The organism is Klebsiella sp. AqSCr, from assembly GCF_008452795.1.
Lineage (GTDB): Bacteria > Pseudomonadota > Gammaproteobacteria > Enterobacterales > Enterobacteriaceae > Klebsiella > Klebsiella pneumoniae.
Genome location: NZ_MJDM01000005.1, coordinates 136,164 through 154,983, shown reverse-complemented (window position 1 = coordinate 154,983; position 18,820 = coordinate 136,164). Strand labels below are relative to the sequence as shown.

Genomic DNA, 18,820 nt, shown 5'->3' with positions numbered 1-18,820 from the left:
GTTTTAGTCAAACTTATACGTAACACGTCGGTTTCCTTGTAGCGCTCATTATCCCAATATTACGAACAGTCTAACCCGAAACGCTGTACTTATCGAATGTCGACCGTCCCCCTACACTGAGCCTGTAGCCCGTCAACACAAGGCTTAACTGAGCAAGGAGTTAAAATGAAAACTGATAATTTTAATCATGCGGAAAAGGTATTGGTGCTGGGAGCGGGACAACTGGGCGCCGCCGTTCTTGATGCGCTGGTGCCTGCGGTAATCGAGCGCCAGGGCACGGTCTCGGTCATCGTCTCGCCGGCGGCCTGGGATGAAGCCGGCCAGCTGCGGTCGGCAAACCATCAGGCGCTGGCCGACGCCGGAGCCACCTTCCTCGCCGTAGACATCGCCGGTAGCGCCATGGAGACGCTGGCCGATCAGTTTCGCGGATTCACCACCGTGATTAACTGCATGGGGTTTGTCGCCGGTCCGGGGACACAGCTGAAAATTACCCGCGCGGTGCTGGCGGCCGGGGTACCCCGCTATTTTCCCTGGCAGTTTGGCGTCAATTACGATGTGGTAGGCAAAGGCAGCGGTCAGCCGGTCTGGGACGAGCAGTACGATGTCCGGACCCTGCTGCGCGCGCAGCGGGCCACGGAGTGGGTCATTGTCTCCACCGGGATGTTTACCAGCTTTCTCTTCGAACCAGACTTCGATGTAGTGAATTTATCCAACCGAACCCTTCACGCCCTTGGCAGCTGGGATACCCAGGTGACCGTCACCTCACCGGCGGATATTGGCCGCCTGACCACGGCGATTTATCTGCATCAGCCGCGGATCGTCAACGAGGTGGTGTTTGTTGCCGGCGAAACGACCTCTTACCGGCAGTTGGCGGATACCGTGGAGCGCGTAACGCAGCAGACGTTCAGCAAAGCCGTCCACACCCTGCCCGCCCTGCTGGAGCAGCTGCGGACAAACCCGGATGACGCCATGCTGCGCTATCGCGCCGCCTTCGCCCGGGGGGATGGCGTGTGGTGGCCGATGGACGACACCTGGAATGCCCGCCACCAGCTGCCGACCCAGGACATTGCCGGCTGGCTGCAGACCGCGCGCTGATTTTCTCTCACAGGACAGAATGACGATGAACAAGTTAATTCCACTGATCGTATTGAGTTGTCTGCTGCCCCTGGCGGCAAATGCCAGAACCATCACCGCCACCGGCGATACCCTGGACCATGCGGAGAGCAAAATCCGCCAGCAAGCCGCCCGCGAGGGCGCGACTACCTATCGCATCACTGAAGCGCGAATGGGCAACAAAGTGCATATCACGGCGAAAATCGCGGACTAAAGCACCGGCGTCAGGCTCAGGGATGAGCTGCCGGCAGCCCGCGCGCCAGGTCAGGCGCTCATTTTTTCCCGTCGACGATCGCGGCCCGGCGGCGCGCCATACAGGCGAGCGTATTCCCGGGTGAACTGCGACACGCTGATATAGCCCACCTCCCCGGCAGCCTGCGCAATACTCATCCCTTCCGCCAGCATCAGGCGGCGGGCGTGGATCAGGCGTAACTGCTTCTGAAACTGCAGCGGCGACAGCGTGGTCATGGCGCGGAAATGACGGTGAAAGACAGAGACGCTCATCCCGGCGGCGTCGGCCAGCGCGTCGACGCTGACTGGCTGCATAAAATCCCGGCGCAGCATCGCCACCGCCCGACGGATCCGCGCCGAATGGCTGTCTACGGCGCCCAGCGCCCGGATGGCCGGCCCATGGACACTCTGCAACAGCCAGTAATGCAGCTCCCGCCGCAGACCTTCCCCCAGCACCGCCAGCGCCCCCGGTTGATCAAACAGCCTTGCCAGCCGGTAAGCGGCATCCGTCACATCGGCGTTCATCGGTTCGATACCAACGCGGGGCGCCTCATCCGGCCCTGACGGCCCGGCCTCCTGCAGCTCGCGCAGGATAGCCAGGTCCAGCTCCAGCACCAGCGCGTAATAGGGAAAACGCTGACTGGCCTCGGTGATCTGGCTGGTAGTGGGAACATCCGCGGCAATCACCATCGCCTCGCCCGGACCATAGTCAAAGCTGGCCAGGCCGGTGGTCACGCTCTTACGCCCCTGGAGCAGCATGGCCACCAGCGGCCTGGCGATAGCCGCCTGCAGGTCACCAGGATGCAGGGCCCGCACCAGAGTAATACCGGGAACCGGGGTAACTGCCACCCCGCTGCTATCGACATGAGCATCGGCAAACCGGCGGCAGAGATCGAACAGAGCGTCGCGCATAAGATCCTTTCAGGCAAGTTTTAAAGCCTGAGTATGCGCTATTTCCCGGCAAAAGGGAGTGAACGGAGAGAAATGGGCAAAAAATAACAAGGATTGGGCAACCCGGCCCGGTGAGCCTCTCCTATTGTAAGGACTCCACATACCAGAGAGGACCGAACATGACTAAAATTGCACTTATTACCGGCGCCAACCGCGGCCTTGGCCGTCAGACTGCACTGGATATCGCCCGCCAGGGTGGGGATGTCATCGTCACCTACCGCGGCAGTCTCGAACAGGCGGAAGCGGTGGTCGCCGACATCCGCGCCCTGGGCCGCAAGGCCATCGCCCTACCGCTGGATATGGCGCAAACCGCCAGCTTCCCGGCCTTCGCCGACAGCCTCGGCAGCGCGCTGGCCAGCGTCTGGGGGCGGGCCACTTTCGACCACCTGATCAATAACGCAGGGCACGGCGAATTCGCCCCGCTGGCCGAAACGCGCGAAGCGCAGTTCGACGGGCTGTTTAACGTCCACGTTAAGGGGGTATTTTTCCTCGTACAAACCCTGCTGCCGCTGCTGGCAGACGGCGGGCGGATCGTTAACTTTTCCTCCGGGCTGACCCGCGTATCCTATCCTGGCTTCTCCGCCTACGCCGCCGCCAAAGCGGCTGTGGAGATGCTGAGCGTGTACATGGCCCGCGAGCTGGGCGGGCGCGGCATCACCGTCAATACCATCGCCCCCGGCGCTATCGCCACCGATTTTGGCGGTGGGCTGGTGCGGGACGACGCAGAGGTAAACGCGCAGTTTGCCGCCATGACGGCGCTGGGACGGGTGGGCGTTCCCGAGGATATTGGGCCGATGATCGCCAGCCTGCTACGCGACGATAACCGCTGGGTAACCGCCCAGCGGATCGAGGTGTCGGGCGGACAAACCATCTGACGACTCAGGCTGGCAGGATGCGCTCCAGCGCCAGGCCTGCCAGCCGCACGGTCTCCAGAAGACGCGGCAGACTATCCCCTTCCCGCGCTTTCGCCGACAGGCCAAGCATCAGCGTATCCATATAGTCAGTCACCCGCAGCGCGTCCTGCGGGCGATGGCGGGCGATATACTGCTGGATTTTGGCTCTTGCCGCAGCATGCCATTCGCCTGCCGCCACCCGGGCATCAGCATCCTGACAATGTACCCCCTCCAGCACCAGGCAGCCGGCGGCGGCCGGATCGGCCACATAGCGGCGAGCCGCCTCCTGCAGTACGGCGATGAGCGACGCCGCCACCGGCTGGTCGTCTCGCAGCAGGGCATCAATGGGAATGGCCCCGGTCTGGCTGTAGCGCTGCAGGACGCGGGTATACAGCCCGAGCTTGCTGCCAAAAGCGGCATAAAAGCTCGGGGGGTTGATGCCGAAAGCCTGGGTCAGATCGGCCACGCTCACCGCGTCGTAGCCTCGCGCGTGGAAGAGGCGTTGCGCCGTTTCAATGGCCTGTTCCGCATCAAACTGGCGGGGACGTCCCGGAGTACGCCCTGGTTTTGTAGTGGTCACTATATTAATCCTTGACAGCCTGTTTAGCCGCAGCATATTGTAATCATCACTACAATATCATGAGGTGTGGGATATGACAGCGTTTCACAACAAATCAGTGCTGGTTTTAGGCGGGAGTCGGGGAATTGGCGCGGCGATCGTCAGGCGTTTTGTCGCCGATGGCGCGTCGGTGGTGTTTAGCTATTCCGGTTCGCCGGAAGCGGCCGAGCGGCTGGCGGCAGAGACCGGCAGCACGGCGGTGCAGGCGGACAGCGCCGATCGCGATGCGGTGATAAGCCTGGTCCGCGACAGCGGCCCGCTGGACGTGTTAGTGGTCAATGCCGGGATCGCGCTTTTCGGTGACGCTCTCGAGCAGGACAGCGATGCCATCGATCGCCTGTTCCGCATCAATATTCACGCCCCCTACCATGCCTCCGTCGAAGCGGCGCGCCGCATGCCGGAAGGCGGGCGCATTATTGTCATCGGCTCGGTCAATGGCGATCGCATGCCAGTGCCGGGAATGGCGGCCTATGCGGTCAGCAAATCGGCCCTGCAGGGGCTGGCGCGCGGCCTGGCGCGGGATTTTGGCCCGCGCGGCATCACGGTCAACGTAGTCCAGCCCGGCCCAATTGATACCGACGCCAACCCGGAGAACGGCCCGATGAAAGAGCTGATGCACAGCTTTATGGCCATTAAGCGCCATGGCCGTCCGGAAGAGGTGGCGGGAATGGTGGCGTGGCTGGCCGGTCCGGAGGCGTCGTTTGTCACTGGCGCCATGCACACCATCGACGGAGCGTTTGGCGCCTGATACCCCAGGGCGGCGATGCGCGCTTTGCACCGCCGCCGCGGGAACGTCATCGCCTGTCAGGGATCATCAGGCCAGGCTATCGACCGCCATAAAAAAGCGATCTTCGGTAAGCATAAGCCGCGCTTCCGGGGACTGCTGCGCCTTGCGGATCATCCAGCCCTCCTCCGGGGCCAGGCTCAGATAAAACACCTCCCGGGATCCCGCGCCGTCGGGCGCCTCAAGACTCAGGGTCACGATCCCCATTTCCACGCCATCCAACAGCTGCTGCGGCACGATATTGACACTGCGCTCGCCGTTTTGCAGACGAATGGCCGGGATATCGTAGCGGCAGATGCCGCTGTTGAGGCTGTAGCCAAGGGTACTCAGGTCGTGGAGATGGCGGGTCGAAATCACCACCTCAATACCGGTTCCATCAAACCACTGACTTATCTGCTGTGCCAGCGCCGCCATCTGCTGACGAAACCTGGCGATATCCGCGGCGGCCGACCCGTCGAGGGCCGCTGTCCGCCGCGGATTTTGCTGTTGCTGCAGTTTCTTAAAAAAACGTTCCCTCGCTGTCACGTTATCCCCCTGTGCTGTGATGAAACCGGTTGGGCTGGATGAAGATGGTTATCGCCCGTTCGCTGGTTACGAAGATTGAGGGCGAACTGGCGCGATGGCCCCGCCGCAAATGTTTGTTTTTTTACGTTACTTCGCCGCTTCAGGCCTGAGCCGTAGCTGGTTGTGTTCGGCGGCGAAAATGCGCGGCTTGTCCGGATCCAATTCCTCACGCGCCAGCACCTGCTTCCAGGTATTTCTTTGTGTGTCCGGATGGCGGAACAGGCCGACAACCGCCACGAACGTCGCCTCCGCTTCCAGCGGCATATTCAGACTGGCGTCCCCTCCGGGACCGATCACCACATCGCGACTGGCGAGGAGATCGGCGGCGAGCAGAATATCCCCCTCCTCCAGCAGCTGCTGGTAAACCAGCCGGTCAAAGGTCTGGCGATCTTTAAGCTGATAGATGCGCACCACCACCGGTTCAGAGAGCGAGTGATTCTCTCTGGCATCGGTGTTGAGCGCTTCGCGCGCGGTAAAGTCCAGATGCAGCGTATTAATTTTCTTATAAAAAACGGCGTTGAAGGCAGACTTTGTTCCCTCCGAGACGCGCTGGGTGAGTCCGCATCCGCTCAGGCAAAGCGCAAGCAGGGGCAGCAGACAGGCGGTTTTAGTCAAACTTATACGTAACACGTCGGTTTCCTTGTAGAAAGGTGGCAGGCTGCAGGCCCGTATAGGTACCCAGCTCGGTGGTAAAGGTCTGAGGAATATCGTCCTCACTCTCGCCCTCACCCACGCCCAACACGCCGTTCATACCGAGCCAGAACGGCTCGTCCCCCAGCGGCGGGACAGCCAGCAGTCGGGTCGGCGCGGTCAGGGTGATGTTGGCCCGGAATCGCCAGCCGAGGTATACCCGCAGCAGGATGAGAAAGTCCCGAAACAGCGGGCCGTCAGGCTTCCAGCCCTGCGCCTCCGCGGGATTGTCGGTGGTAAGGGCGACGAGGAGCTGGCTGCTGGCATCCATCGCTTCGTCACCCAGCGGCGTATTGCCGTCCAGGAAGAAGTCGTCATCGCCGTAAAACCCCAGCGGCTGGCTGATCGCCACCTGACGCAGGCTGTACGGGCTCACCCTGACGGTGGTCTCCGGGGCCAGCAGGGTGACCAGCGCCTGGATCCCCTGCTGGGTTTTGCCCGGCTGACGCAGCACGCCGGTTAGCGCCAGAAAGCGCGACGCCGGCGAGGCGATATGCTGCGTCGTGCCGGGGATGCCCAGCCCCGCCAGGCCCAGTAGCGACTGCGAGAGACGATCGGTGCCGCCGGGCTCAAAGGTGGCGGGCCAGGAGTATTTCCGCCAGATGCGGTAAAACTGCGTCATGATCCGGTGGCTGAAGATATCCAGTAAGCCCTGCAGCGCTTCATGCCCTTCCCTGTGCTGGGCGATATCATCGAGATATGCCGTCGGGAGCGGCGAATCGACACCGTACAACCCCATAAAGGTGGTGCGAATGACCGGCGGCCTGCTGTCATCGGCCTCATCGTATTCCACGGCTTTCAGTTCGCTGGCGGGAAATCCCATTCCCGGATGCGGGTAAAAACGCACCGGATCGTCAGCCGGATGGCTGGTTCCCCCCATCAGCGGTTGGCCGGGACGCCGTTTTTCCAGAAGCTGGCAGAAGCGGTAAAAATTGATCCGCGGCAGGTCGGCCTCCAGTCGCGGGGTCAGCCGGGAATGCGGCGGCTGTGCTTCTCTTCCCATTCCAGTCGTTCTCCGGTTGGTTGCAGAATGATAATCAGGCGGTTGAACAAGTAGATGTCGGTGTAGAGCGCGAAGAAGCGGCTAAGCATCTCGCCAAACAGGCATATATCGCCTCGTCCGGCAAAGCCGTGACTGTCGAGGGAGACTTCAATCTGTACGCCGCGCACCAGATGGCCGTGTGCAAAGCGCTCTGTTGCGCGGTGCTTCACGTCGAGGATGGCTTCCAGACGCCGACGATTCATCTCGCTGTCGGTCCATTCATACAGCGCCAGGGTGCCGCGCAGGACCTCCGCGTTATCCATCAGGGAAAGAAAACTGCTGCCCAGATGGCTCAGCACCCGCCAGTGAAAACGGTCCTGGGCGGGGGGATAGCACGGCAGCGTCGGCGCGCAGAGGTTACGCACTGCAATACTGGCGGAAGTGGTTTTCATCACCGTATCGAGCACGGTGCTCTGCAGCGCGCGACGCGGCAGCTGGCCGTTGGTTCCGGTGAGGGTCAGCGACAGGCTTTCATCTTCCGGTACGGTATGATTATCAAAGGCTTCTCCGCCGACGATAAGCCAGGTGTTGTACAGCCCGGAGGGGCCACGGCGCACCCGGGTATGATAGTAATAGTCCGCCGCGTCATGACGCATCATGCCGCCTTTGTGGCGAAAACTTGAGAACGGCGCGTAAACCTGCTGGTGTGAGGAGATCACGGAATCGACGGTGTAAATTTCGGTGTGGCCGTCCTGCACGCGCATCGGGCGCAGCGGGTATTCGGTCTGCAGGGAATTGATGGTCAGCGGATCGGACTCCAGCGGAAACAGGTTGATCACTGGCACGCAGTGCAGGCGCAGCTGCTTTTCGCTGAAGCGGAAGTCATGTTCCCAGCGTTCCGCCAGCACGACGTCGATTTCAAACCACGCCAGTCCGGCCGGAAAAGCCACCGTCTCCAGCCCGCGCAGATCGATGAACATGAACTTTTCGCGGAAGGTAAAATACTCCAGCAGCAGCTGGTAACCGCGAAAACTGCGGCCATCTTCAGGCCAGAGGCCGTCATCCTCGCCAAATCCCAGCGCGCTGAAATACCCGTCCAGCGGCCTTCTGTCCACCTCATCGGGGATGCGCAGCCACATCCGGGCCACATTGAGGGTAAAGGCCTCGTGCATGGCGCAGGCCAGCGGCGCATCGGCGTTGCAGTACAGCGGGATATGACTGAGATCGACCCGGCGCCAGTCCGTCAGCTGGCTGCAGGTAAAGCGCAGCGTGATCACCGACCGGCCATCCGTATCGGTGGCCAGCTGGACGCGTTCCAGGGATAACGGCTGCAGAGCGATCGCTTTGGTGGTGGTGTACCGGCAGCGCGTGCCCTTTTCACCGATCGGCCGGGAAAGCACTTCAAAACCTTTGCCTATCGTCATCGATTCTTTCATTTCCGGCCAGTCGGGGGTGAACTCCACGACCGACATCGAGGGAATGGTACGTAAATAATGTGGCCACAGCAGACTGACCACGCCTTCGGTCAGCTCAGGCAGATCGTCATCGAGTTTCTCGCGCATGCGGCCCATCAGGAAGGCAAAACCTTCAAACAGGCGCTCGACAAAGGGGTCGCGAGCGCCCGCTTTGTCGAGATTGAGCATTGCCGCCTGCTCAGGATGAGCGCGGGCAAACTCTTCACCCGCTTCCAGCAGGTAGCGCATTTCAGCGTCGTAATAACGCAGGGTTAAATCGTCCATAAATCACCAGAAGAAGTAATAGCTTTCAGATATGCAGAGAACCGCAGGTGCAGGGGTGCAATGTGAATGATGCGTGAATTATGCGCACAGCACCGCGGCGCGAGCAGGATCCAGAGCGATGAGCCCGGCAAGCAATGACTCCATTTCTGGCAGCAAGCGATTTTTTTCTGCCTCACTGCGCCCGGCCTTGCCTCTGAGCAGCCGGAGTCGGCGGGCTTTGACCTCAAAGATAAGCTCCGGCTTCCATTGTTCGAGCGTCATTTCCCGGGCGCGGCTGTCGAGTTCCGCCAGCAGATGCAGCGCCATTTCATTTTTTCCGTACTGCTCGCTGACCCGCGCCATCAGTAAGCGCATCAGCCACCGATTGCGGCTGGTGGTATAGCCCGGCTGCGCCTGTAACCAGTTCAGCGCCGACTCAATACCTTCATCGTCCGCGCGGGTGAGCACTTCTGGCTCCAGCGACAGCACCTCATCAGCGCTGGTCGCCGCCATTACCGGCTCATCTTGCCATCCGGCCATCTCATCCAGGACACGTTCGTTAAGCCAGTTGAGCGTCACTTCATCGGCGAATGGCGTACCATCGTTAAACGCCAGGGTTTCCAGCCCCGGCAGACGAGCCAATAGCCCTTTCATATCCCGGCACAGGATATCGGCCCGTACACTGTCAGCATCCAGTTTCAGCAGCGCCTGCCAGGCGTACCACTGCACATCCAGCCACAGATGGTTGACGCCTTGCGCCAACAGCGTGTCCGTATGCTCCAGCAGTTCCGACCAGCTTTTCTGTAAATACAACCGCTTAAGATGGGCTTTACTCTCAGGCTTGGGAGGCAATAGCCGTGTCCGGCCGGAGGCATCCAGCGGCGGTAACTCCGTTAACGTATCCCAACGCACACTCTTCATCAGATGATGACCTGCCAGCCATCCGCCGGGACACTCGCGCAGATATTTCGCCAGCACCTTAGCCTGATCGAGCAAATCACGACCTGACGTGACGGTATGCATTACCGGTGCGGTGTCCGTATGTTGGGGTAGCAGATCGTGTTCTTCGCGGCTGGTCTGCGGCACCAGACTGTGGGCTCCGCCGCTTTGCACCAGGCGGTTCTCCAGTATCTGATATAGCCCGGAAAGATCGGGGCGAGATGCTTCAGCCAAGCCGGAAAAAGTGGCTTCCGCCAGCAATAACGCCCCGATAATGACCTGCATAGTGGTCATGTCGACTTCCGGATAAAGAGACAGACTGTCCGACATCCGGCGACTGCCAAGCCATTCCAGCGCTGATTTACAGCTACGTTCACGCTGGGGATGGAGCATAGCCCCAAACCGCTCAAGCATTGCCGCCAGCAGCGTAACGCCCTCCGCCAGACCGGTTTCACCATCCCGCTGCAGACGCGCCCACACGTAAAAGGTGATCACGCGCAGATCCTTGCAGGTCTGAGTCAGCAGTTTTTCTGCCAGTTGGCAAATCAGTTCGGTATCGACGCCGGAGATCTTATTGACCTCATCGCGGATACGCTGAAAATCATCGTCATAGCCCGGATCGTCCCCGGTTGGTTGGGCGTCACTGATTGGCGCAAGCCAGGACTGCCACTGCGCCTGACGTGACCGGGCCTGCTGGCGCAGTACGCTTTCATCCAACTGACTAGCGGCAACCAAATTTTGTAAAATGCTCATAATTCCATCTCATCCATGTCACTATTCCCTACCCCCGTCGTCAGGACCTGTGCGCTCTCAGCCGCATCGACAGTGAAAATCTGATCCGGCAGGGTCAATCCGCGCAGCGCCAGAAGCGCCAGCGGGCCACTCCCAAGCTGGGAGCGCAATACCCACTGCAGGGTGCGGCCATCCGGAGCGGAGAAGCTCATCATCCACTGGCTGCGATCCAGCGGATGGCGTTTACCCTGCTCCAGCCAGCGAATAAAACCCCAGGTACCGCTGTAGTCACCGAACAGACGCGTGCCCGCATTGACGGTGGTCCAGGTCAGCAGAGTGCCGGGTTTATACGTCTCCCCCGGCCAGCGGAAAGTCTGCCAGTCGGCCATCTGATTGAAATAGCGCAGCTTTTGGCCGTCTATCGTCAGCTGTGTCTCGACAATCTCCGGGGCAGGCCTGGCCTGTAACTCAAAGCTGATCCCCTGGCTGCCGTCGGTGAAAAGAATGTCGGACAGCTGGCTTAGCTGGTTGATCGCGCGCAGAAAGGCCGGATTAAAGACCAGGCCGTGACTGTTGACCTTATCCGGCACCCAGTGACTACCTTCTTTATGCAGGACACCGTTCAGCTCCGTCGTGAGAAAACGTTCGATTCGCCCGCTGTCTTTGCGCACAAACTCAGCCAGCATCGGCAGGGAGGCGTCGCTTTTGCTGGCGGCAAACGGAAAGCGTCCGTCAAAGGCGGTGTGCCAGTTGGCGACCACCGAACGGCGCCATTTATCATTCAGACTGGTCGCCGACGGCAGAAGCACGGTTTCCCAGGCCTGAGTCAGCGGCTGCACAAACAGAGTGTTGCCGAAGCCACTCCACTCTTCGCCAAGGCTTGCCGAAATCAGGCTACCGTACTGTTGCGTGTCGGTCAGGTCGACGCTTTTCCCCTGGAAGACGGTCTGCGCCAGAGTCTGCATCATCTCCAGCGGATCGGAGGCATTCGCAACCTGCTGCAGGCGCAGGCGCACGCGGGTGATACGGGTCAGATAGGTTTGCAGGCTCAGGGAGCTATCGGCCGACATGACGTTGCTGCCCGTGTTTTTCCCCATCAGCTGGAGCAGTGGGCCGAACGTGTCATCCAGAGGCCCCTGCGGGCCGGCTGCCGACTGGTCGATGACCGGCTTGTCTTTCCCGCCCACCAGATCTTTGGCCGATTTAATAAGGCTGTCCGACAGCCCCTCCCTTTGTTGCCCCGCCTGCCCCTGCCAGGCAAGGGTATTCATCAGGGCAATCAGCGGCGACTGGCGGACATCGCTAATCAGCGTGAGCTGGTCGGTAACATCGGCGATATTGGTCGCCGGATTAAGTCGCAGACTGTTGAGAAAATTCAGCCAGCTGCCGGCGAAATCGGTGAAGTAGCGTCGGGTCAGACGCGCTTTCAGCGCCTCCGGCGACAGGTCTGTCGACACCGTTTTGCGCGAATCGCTCAGCACCCAGTCGATTTCCTCCCGGCGCGAGCTGGCTACCTTATCAATGGCCTGCTGAATGCCGCCTTCCCATGCCTGGCGGGTAAACATCCCCGGGACCACTTCATCGGTGGTAAACAGGCGGCGCGCGTCGGTGCCACTGGTCATGTCTTCCAGCGACACATCGGCAAAATTACGACGCACGGATTTGAGCATGTTCTCATATAAGGTGCTTTCGGCATTGCGGCGACCTAGCTGCTGCAACAGAACCTGACGGCTCTGACTCACCCGTTGCGCATCCGGGATGATCTTCCACTCTGGCCGCTCGGGCAGCAGGGAGAGATAAAAGGCCCACAAATCCGGCGCCAGACTTTGCCACAGACCGGTCGAGATCCCCATTCGCGTCGGCTGGACCGTTTTCATGGTCTGTGCGAAAAATGTGCCATCGGCTTTATCCGGACGAGCCATCATCAGCCAGGCTTTCAGCTGGTCATAGCCCGGTTTCGCCAGCTGGGCTCGTAGGTCGCTATTGGGGGCGGAGTTGACCAGCGCGTTGAGCGCCTGCTGCAACGCGGCATTGGCCGGGTCACGTATCAGGCGATGATTCGCCACACCGTACCAGGGCAGGACGGCGTCTAATAGTTGCTGATGATGGTCCAGACCAAAGCGCCGATACCAGGGCGCGCCATTCTGCCCATCGTGCACGAGACGGCCGGCCTCATTGCGCAGGGCATGGAGGGCCGTCAGTTGATAGTCAGAAACGGAGGGGTGGGCCACCAGGTCGCGGGCTTTTCCCGCTACCGAAGCAATCTGACTGTAATTGAGGGCAAAGGAGAGCAGCAGTCCCGCCGCCCACAGGCCGAAGATGGCCAGCAGACCGCACGCCAGGCCCCGCTCCCATGCCATTCCCACGTGATGCCCGCGTAAACGGCGGCAGTCATCGACGATCCCCTGCCAGGTGGCGGGCAGCGTCAGGAGGTGAGGCTGGCTCGCAGGCAGGGCATCAGCTTCCTGATACGGATCTACGGTACGAGGCTCTGGCAGGCTAAACATCAGGCCTCGCAGCGCAAGCCGCTGCCGCGAGGCGGTCAGCCACGGCGCCAGCTGCCGGCGCCATTGTGCGATCTCCCCGTCGATAAGCTGCTGCCCCAGACGCAGCAGGAAGTCGTGGCGGGTATCTGCTGCGATCTGGTGCATCCCCTGCTCCCGTAGCGTCGGCAACATCTGCGCAAGCTGACGGGCGACATCTTCCTCAGTGGCGCGCAACGGGAAGCTAACCCCTACCGCCTGCACCGCGCGGTCAGCCTGCGGCCACTCACTGTCGCACAGTTTCCATAACCAGACCGGGGCGGCATAGCCCAGCAGTTCGCTGATTTTTTCCAGCCCGTGCAGGTCGCTCTCGCTTATCTGCGGCGTCAGGGTGAGAGACGACGGCATTACCCGCACAATCCCGTCCAGAGGACGGCCACGGCGCAGCTTGCGCAGCGCGATGTATTTTTCTCGGTCAGGCTCCGATGCAAGGCTGCCGCCGTAAATCAGCACGGTGCGGTTGCCTTCAAGCCAGTGCTGCTGACGCAGGCCAGGCACCAGTTGTTCGATTGCCGCCTCGTCCCCGGTGACTAAAAGCAGGCGGACTTTACGGTGCCAGAAGAGGGAGTAGCGTTTGCGCAGCGCGGTGCCAATGTCTCTGGCGAGCGTCAGGCGCCTTTCCCTGGCCTTCTTTTTGGCTTCATTTGTCTGTGATATTGCAGTCGTTCGTTTGACCCGACTGATGATCCAAAAATGAACGGCAAGGAAAGCCAGGGCGATCACACAGGCAAGTGTGACCCAGAGGAGGCTGCACACAAGCAGAACTGGAGAAATCACTGACCATTCCGTCGAACGCTCTCCGGCAATCAACCAGTATGCAAATCCCCCCAGCATGATCACCAGCGTTACTGCCACAGCAATAAGCAGTACAGTGATCCCGGCAGAAATTTCCTGGGTCTGGTTTTTGTCCTTATCAGTTTCCATTTGGTTTTACGATCCCAAGAGCTAAAGTATGAAGGGGGTCTGACGCTATCCAGCCGCAGGGTTTTGCTTCAGTCTTAGCGGTAATTGCAGCGAGCGATATCACAACCAGCGCATCAAGCTTTCCAGGATCGCCCCAGTAGTCATCCTGGATATTGTGGGTCACATTCCAGCCACAATCGGCGAGTTCAGGTTGCTCCGGGTGTGAGAAGAGAATGCACCGTTCGGGCGACTCATTAAGTTCGCTCTGTTTTTCGGCTCGCAAGGCGACGTGCCGCAGGGACTCACTATCAGAAGGCTCAAAAAATTCACCACGGGATAATGTGACGTCCCCCTGGTTTCCAGCCAGCCACAGTACTGCGCATTCACCAGCAGGACGAGTAGAGTCAGAAGCAGGAGATAAAGACTGGCACCCGGCAATCAAAAAATTAGCCAGCTGTTTCTTGTCCGCAAGAACATTAGCCAGTACGGATAATGTTTTCTCCCCTTGCCATAACTCAGGTAATTCAGGAGCTGTAATTCCCGGAAAACTCTCAATGAGCTGTGCCACAAAGGCTTGCCAGGCTTCAGGACTCCCCTGCCAGAAATATTTCTCCGGAGAAACGAATAATTCCTTACCTCGCTGCCTTTTCCATTGCAATACCAGCATTTGAGCCAGTTGTTTTTCACGTTCAATAAGAGCAGAAGAGAAGCTTCTGGCAATACGCAACGATTTCCCCAGGGATTCCTGCCTGACTAATGGAGCCTGATGCTCTCGCTTAATCACACGCAGCCAGTCAGAAAGTTCAGCGCCTGCCGGGCCAATCAGGACAATATCTTTCAGGGCAAACTGACGCCGATGGATTTCCCACCAATGCCTGCGCTCATTTTCTGCTTCGCGCTCCCAGGTATGTGAATGATGAACTGAAAGGCGAAAAAAGATTGTGCGTAAAAACCAGACAACACCGCCAAGTAATACCATTCCAACCATGCAGATAAGAATGATACTGGTATTGGCATCGGATTTCCCTGCCATTGCCGCGATGATACCAGAGAGCAAAACCAGAGCGGCACCTCCTCCTAACCAGCGCTTTGCAACTGGCGGTTTCGCAAGACGATAGCGAGGAAATGTAGGAATAGCTCTCACTGCGCAACCCTGCAATCGGGGTTGGAACTCACCAGCGTGCAACCACATGCGCAGCGATGACCATGTAATGCTACTGGTTGACCGTCAACTTTTGTCAGAGAGCTACCTTCGACAATCGTTGTCATCCCATGCTTATTACATTTCACCGCATCACCTTTCACAGCAATACCTTTACCAAAATAAAGATAGTGACCGCCAATAACTGAACCACCATACTCTTTTAGCGAATCACCCTGCCTGATAATACGTTTCATTGACTTTCCTTAATTAAATTAAACAGAAGAAATAACGAACCATCACCATATTTTAAGAATATCAGCTTTGGTTTCGGCCAGTTTCGCAGCATCCAGGGCTTTACGTGTCTGGCTACTCAATGGCGCAATTCCATTTGTCATTGCAGGTTGAATAGTAGATTCTGCATTAATAACTTCAGGCCCACTTGCCGAAGCAGGGATGATAGAGATCACTTGTTTAATACCAGATGTGATTTCATCTGAAATATTACTGTTGATAGTCGTGTTATCAAAAATGAGACTGGCTCCTTTTATCGCTGATTTAAGTTGGCCTTCAACAAACCGGCCATATTTAGCGATCAATGAAACATTTTTACTCATCAACTCCCCAAAGAAAATCATCCGATAAAGGAAGTAACTTCCCCAGGGTTCTCTGTCACCAAAGGTTGCGTGCATAAACCAGGCGCGTGAGTCATGAACCTGATCGTCAAATAATGATCTGACCAGACTGTCTGGCGATTGAGCGGTTTCTCCAGCAGATTGCTTCGGAAAGAGTTTGTTAAATTTACTGTCACCTGAACTTTTGATGCGTTCATACTCAACAGAGAAATCATTCTCACTGAAGGAGTATATCACATTAGATAATTGCTGAGACATCGTATATTTCCAGTTCCCCGTAACGGGGCGTGGCTTAGACAGGTAATCAGCATTGAATTCTTCTGCCGCCTGTCTTAGCTGAACCTGAGCGATAGCCGGGTCAAAATCTTTTGGGCCAGGAGGTAATGGCGTGAATTTTTTAAACCTGTTATCCACAATAGCGGTCAGGCGCTCATCATCCACATCTTTTTGTTTCCGTTCTTGCTCAGCCTTAGATGCAGCCAGAGTGGCCGGATCTGAATCTTTATTTTGCCACGCGACACCTGAAGATTTGTAAAATCCTTGAGATTTATAAGCGCCGTTTACATATCGCCCGATACGCCATGCCGTAATCCAGCCGAGTTGATTTTCTAGAGCTGCAATGACATTTGAACTTGCACGAATGGGGTTATATTGGAATGCATCAGTAGAAGCTTCAGCACTATCTGAAGATAAATTAAGAGTAAACTCACGCCAGGCATTGAATCTTTCCACTAACGATTCAGAAATAGTAAATTCTAATTGCAACTCTGGCGGCATTGCTCGCCATAATTGAGATAAAAGCTCTTTAGGTAACGATTGGGGCGATACTTTTAATGGTGCTCCAGCTTCAAAAGCTGATGCATACATATCATGTAAAGCTATTTGCGAAAGTAAATTACTATCATTATGACCTACTGCTTTTCCTTGATCTCCCGGGGGATATCCCCCACCAATATCGGAGTGCATTCCAGGATAAACCACTTCCGTAGCATAACTTGGGTAAGTTCCGTCGCTGCGGCAAATTGAATCCAGCGGGAAACAAAGTCTTTGTTCGTGGGATGAAACGAGGTGAGTGCATTTTTTGATCAGCCCATTATCCGGTAATTCCATGGTGTCATCAGCCCAGCCCATATGCCCTTCTGCGAATGGCGCAATATTTGCAATGCCAACGGATGCCACAGTGTCGAGCAGGCCAAGAAATTCAATACTTAAGCGGATTTTTACGTCACCCGACTTCAGACAAAGCTCAGGTTTACTTCCCTTTCTCCTGCCCCCTGGCAGCAACTCAGATAGCCAGTTCACAAATGCTCGCGCACTTGCTGCACCGCGGGAGAAACCATAGACATATAACTTAATGCCTAATAGCTTAGGTTTTCCTGGTTCTGGTTGTGTAACTGCCTGTTTCAGTTTAGGTGCAAGATCTGCTGCCTTTAAAAGTTCATTGAACACGGTATAACGCCTGTCTGGCCCGTCCGATCCCAGATTTGATGTCATTCGGTTGACGGCGGCATAACACTCGGCATCAGAAATCTCGGTTAAACCCGATGTTCTTCTGAGTGCGTCAATAATCCGTAGCAGCCCCCAGTTGACGCGTTCTTCACCGTAGGTCGCAAAAGCCAGACCTGGCGTACTGTAATCAAGGTCATTAATTTCTGGAAAAGGTGTGCCAACCCCAGGGATATAATATTTATAATATTTGTTGCCTGACGTTCCCGCTAAATCAACCAGCTCTTCAGTATGCCCCTGAACACCACCGGCATAACCCTGACCGATCGTTGCACGAAACAAACGAGCAATATTTGTTGGATGTTTAGGGCTGGAAATATACAGATCGTTATTAAGGTTATTTCCTGTACCGTCAAAAAATAAACTGATATGCAGAGTTTTACAACAAGGCGGCTCTACGGCTTTACCCGCAGCGTGACAGAGCTCATTCCGGTATGCCAGCTCATGGCTATCCTGCTGTTTACAGTTTCGCTTCGTTGCCGCTGTATCTGTTGGTAAACGCCCTTGTTTTGGAAAATGAGGTGGATACCATGTTAAGTCTGGATTTATTTTGGACATACTTCAGGCTCCTCCATCTTAATCGGATCCTTAATCGGGTAATTCGGATTGCCGTAATCGTAACAACTGGTTGTCACTTTTACCTTGTCGCACGGCAGAAAGTGTATTTTGATGCCACAGGTTTTTTGGCTGTTATAATCAGGAACAGGTACTATTGCGCTGTGTTCACGATTTTGAGATTTTATTTTTTTTCCCATTCAAGGACTTTTTTATCATCCCCGAAACCTGGAAAATCCATTGAATACCCAACACCTGTTTCCCACTCGATTTTTACCGTCATTCCCGGTTCCCATTTTGGAGGCACACCAAAATACCCCGCGCCACCGCCGCCTTGCCACGGGCCGATAATATCGACGCCCGACTGCCCGTTGACACTAAAGTGGTTGATGGCCCAGTGGGTATGGTTGATAGCTTCGATGGTTCCGCCACCGCCGCTGACTGATTCAGCTTCATCAGGCTGGTTACAGCCCGTTAACAGCAATACCGCTGTAACTAAAAAGAAAAAGGGAGATTTCATTTAACACTCCTTGTGAGGGATTCATCAGGTAACAGAGTTATTTGAAATAACCTGCGCCATAACCCAGTCATTGCGCTTATCATCAAAAACAATTCTCTGCTCTGTTGCGGTAAGCATCGCCTCATAACAGGCTGTAAATTCGGCTTGCCGGTTAGTAAACATCCCTTCTGGCACACTCTCGTATCTCAGAAACTGGCTCGTATCACTGACACACATGAGTTTCTCAAACTGGCTATCGGTAAATTCGATTTGCACCACGGACTTGTCAGATTCCGGGATTTCACCACTCCCCAACCGAATGGAAGACTGATAGTCACAGTCGAGCCATGTCCAGAATAAGACCGGTATTAGCAGTTGCTTTTGCTGCTCAGCATCAAGAATGTGGCTGAACAAGAAAGGAAAAATACGGGTATCCCAGAAACGGAAAATCCCCTCCCGACCTTCATGTTGCGCAGCAACACAATCCCTGAGCCAATCAGCAAGCTGTTCAAACGGCCAGCAAGAACCGCATATCAGCAGGGGAGCCGATTCCATCATTTCTGCTGCAAGGTTATTTAGCCACTGAACATGTTCAGCGTCCGATAGATCCACCCGAACCAGCACAGGCGCATCCTCAGGATAAATATCCTCAGGTAGCCCTTGATATAGCGACTGCCACATCATAGGGTTACTGAAAGTAGTAAGTGCTGGCAGGACAGAGAAATTAACAGCACACTGATCGATTATCACATCAATATGGTCTATTTCGGCACGCTGGCAGGTTGTTCTGATTTTGTCCATCCACGGAGAAACGAAATCCAT

General features: G+C 56.7%; 16 protein-coding genes and 1 pseudogene. 4 read left to right on the top strand and 13 right to left on the bottom strand.

Annotated elements, in window-relative coordinates; translation table 11 throughout:
* Positions 1–165 precede the first annotated feature (165 nt).
* Both BHE81_RS04540 and BHE81_RS04535 read left to right on the top strand, forming a co-directional pair.
* A complete protein-coding gene (locus BHE81_RS04540) occupies positions 166–1,095 on the top strand; it encodes an aromatic alcohol reductase (RefSeq protein ID WP_021440014.1) in 930 nt (309 codons plus the stop codon).
* Positions 1,096–1,120: 25 nt separating this feature from the next.
* The gene (locus tag BHE81_RS04535) at positions 1,121–1,327 is read left to right on the top strand and encodes a DUF1471 domain-containing protein (RefSeq protein ID WP_004179576.1); all 207 of its coding nucleotides are present in this window, start codon (positions 1,121–1,123) and stop codon (positions 1,325–1,327) included.
* Positions 1,328–1,377: 50 nt separating this feature from the next.
* Here the strand turns inward: BHE81_RS04535 and BHE81_RS04530 are convergent, their stop codons facing one another.
* Positions 1,378–2,256: an AraC family transcriptional regulator gene (locus tag BHE81_RS04530; protein WP_004151595.1), complete on the bottom strand. Its 879-nt coding sequence runs from the start codon at positions 2,254–2,256 to the stop codon at positions 1,378–1,380.
* 158 nt (positions 2,257–2,414) lie between these two features.
* On the opposite strand from BHE81_RS04530, the gene BHE81_RS04525 reads away from it, so the two are divergent.
* Positions 2,415–3,170: an SDR family NAD(P)-dependent oxidoreductase gene (locus BHE81_RS04525; RefSeq protein ID WP_004151596.1), complete on the top strand. Its 756-nt coding sequence runs from the start codon at positions 2,415–2,417 to the stop codon at positions 3,168–3,170.
* Between the two features lie 4 nt (positions 3,171–3,174).
* Here the strand turns inward: BHE81_RS04525 and BHE81_RS04520 are convergent, their stop codons facing one another.
* Positions 3,175–3,768, bottom strand: coding sequence for a TetR/AcrR family transcriptional regulator (locus BHE81_RS04520; protein WP_015958263.1), 594 nt, complete (start codon positions 3,766–3,768; stop codon positions 3,175–3,177).
* A 73-nt stretch (positions 3,769–3,841) separates the two neighbouring features.
* Here BHE81_RS04520 and bdcA point away from each other — a divergent pair, with 73 nt between their 5' ends.
* Positions 3,842–4,555, top strand: coding sequence for an SDR family oxidoreductase (gene bdcA, locus BHE81_RS04515; protein WP_023302022.1), 714 nt, complete (start codon positions 3,842–3,844; stop codon positions 4,553–4,555).
* A gap of 66 nt (positions 4,556–4,621) precedes the next feature.
* Here the strand turns inward: bdcA and BHE81_RS04510 are convergent, their stop codons facing one another.
* The 11 genes and pseudogenes from BHE81_RS04510 to BHE81_RS04460 form a co-directional block, all read right to left on the bottom strand.
* Complete coding sequence (locus tag BHE81_RS04510; RefSeq protein WP_023342866.1) at positions 4,622–5,116, bottom strand: hypothetical protein; 495 nt, start codon at positions 5,114–5,116, stop codon at positions 4,622–4,624.
* A gap of 126 nt (positions 5,117–5,242) precedes the next feature.
* Complete coding sequence (gene tssJ / locus BHE81_RS04505; RefSeq protein ID WP_020803993.1) at positions 5,243–5,785, bottom strand: type VI secretion system lipoprotein TssJ; 543 nt, start codon at positions 5,783–5,785, stop codon at positions 5,243–5,245.
* Positions 5,763–6,848, bottom strand: coding sequence for a type VI secretion system baseplate subunit TssG (tssG, locus tag BHE81_RS04500; RefSeq protein WP_023342867.1), 1,086 nt, complete (start codon positions 6,846–6,848; stop codon positions 5,763–5,765). The genes tssJ and tssG overlap by 23 nt, the downstream gene beginning before the upstream one ends.
* On the bottom strand, positions 6,812–8,566 hold the full coding sequence (tssF, locus tag BHE81_RS04495; RefSeq protein WP_023342868.1) for a type VI secretion system baseplate subunit TssF: 1,755 nt from the start codon (positions 8,564–8,566) through the stop codon (positions 6,812–6,814). Before tssF ends, tssG begins: the two co-directional genes overlap by 37 nt.
* Positions 8,567–8,644: 78 nt before the next feature.
* Positions 8,645–10,237, bottom strand: a complete 1,593-nt coding sequence (gene tssA, locus BHE81_RS04490; protein WP_004183804.1) for a type VI secretion system protein TssA — start codon at positions 10,235–10,237, stop codon at positions 8,645–8,647.
* On the bottom strand, positions 10,234–13,683 hold the full coding sequence (locus tag BHE81_RS04485) for an ImcF-related family protein (RefSeq protein WP_021440009.1): 3,450 nt from the start codon (positions 13,681–13,683) through the stop codon (positions 10,234–10,236). The genes tssA and BHE81_RS04485 overlap by 4 nt, the downstream gene beginning before the upstream one ends.
* Positions 13,673–14,806, bottom strand: a complete 1,134-nt coding sequence (locus BHE81_RS04480) for a hypothetical protein (RefSeq protein WP_024623001.1) — start codon at positions 14,804–14,806, stop codon at positions 13,673–13,675. The genes BHE81_RS04485 and BHE81_RS04480 overlap by 11 nt, the downstream gene beginning before the upstream one ends.
* Positions 14,803–15,060 (bottom strand): PAAR domain-containing protein, encoded by a 258-nt coding sequence (locus tag BHE81_RS04475; RefSeq protein WP_023302025.1) that lies wholly within the window; start codon positions 15,058–15,060, stop codon positions 14,803–14,805. Before BHE81_RS04475 ends, BHE81_RS04480 begins: the two co-directional genes overlap by 4 nt.
* Positions 15,061–15,102: 42 nt before the next feature.
* On the bottom strand, positions 15,103–17,502 hold the full coding sequence (locus BHE81_RS04470) for a T6SS phospholipase effector Tle1-like catalytic domain-containing protein (protein WP_021440007.1): 2,400 nt from the start codon (positions 17,500–17,502) through the stop codon (positions 15,103–15,105).
* Positions 17,490–18,019 (bottom strand): annotated as a pseudogene (locus BHE81_RS04465) (DUF3304 domain-containing protein). Before BHE81_RS04465 ends, BHE81_RS04470 begins: the two are co-directional and overlap by 13 nt.
* A gap of 24 nt (positions 18,020–18,043) precedes the next feature.
* On the bottom strand, positions 18,044–18,820 hold the full coding sequence (locus BHE81_RS04460) for a DUF4123 domain-containing protein (protein ID WP_021440005.1): 777 nt from the start codon (positions 18,818–18,820) through the stop codon (positions 18,044–18,046).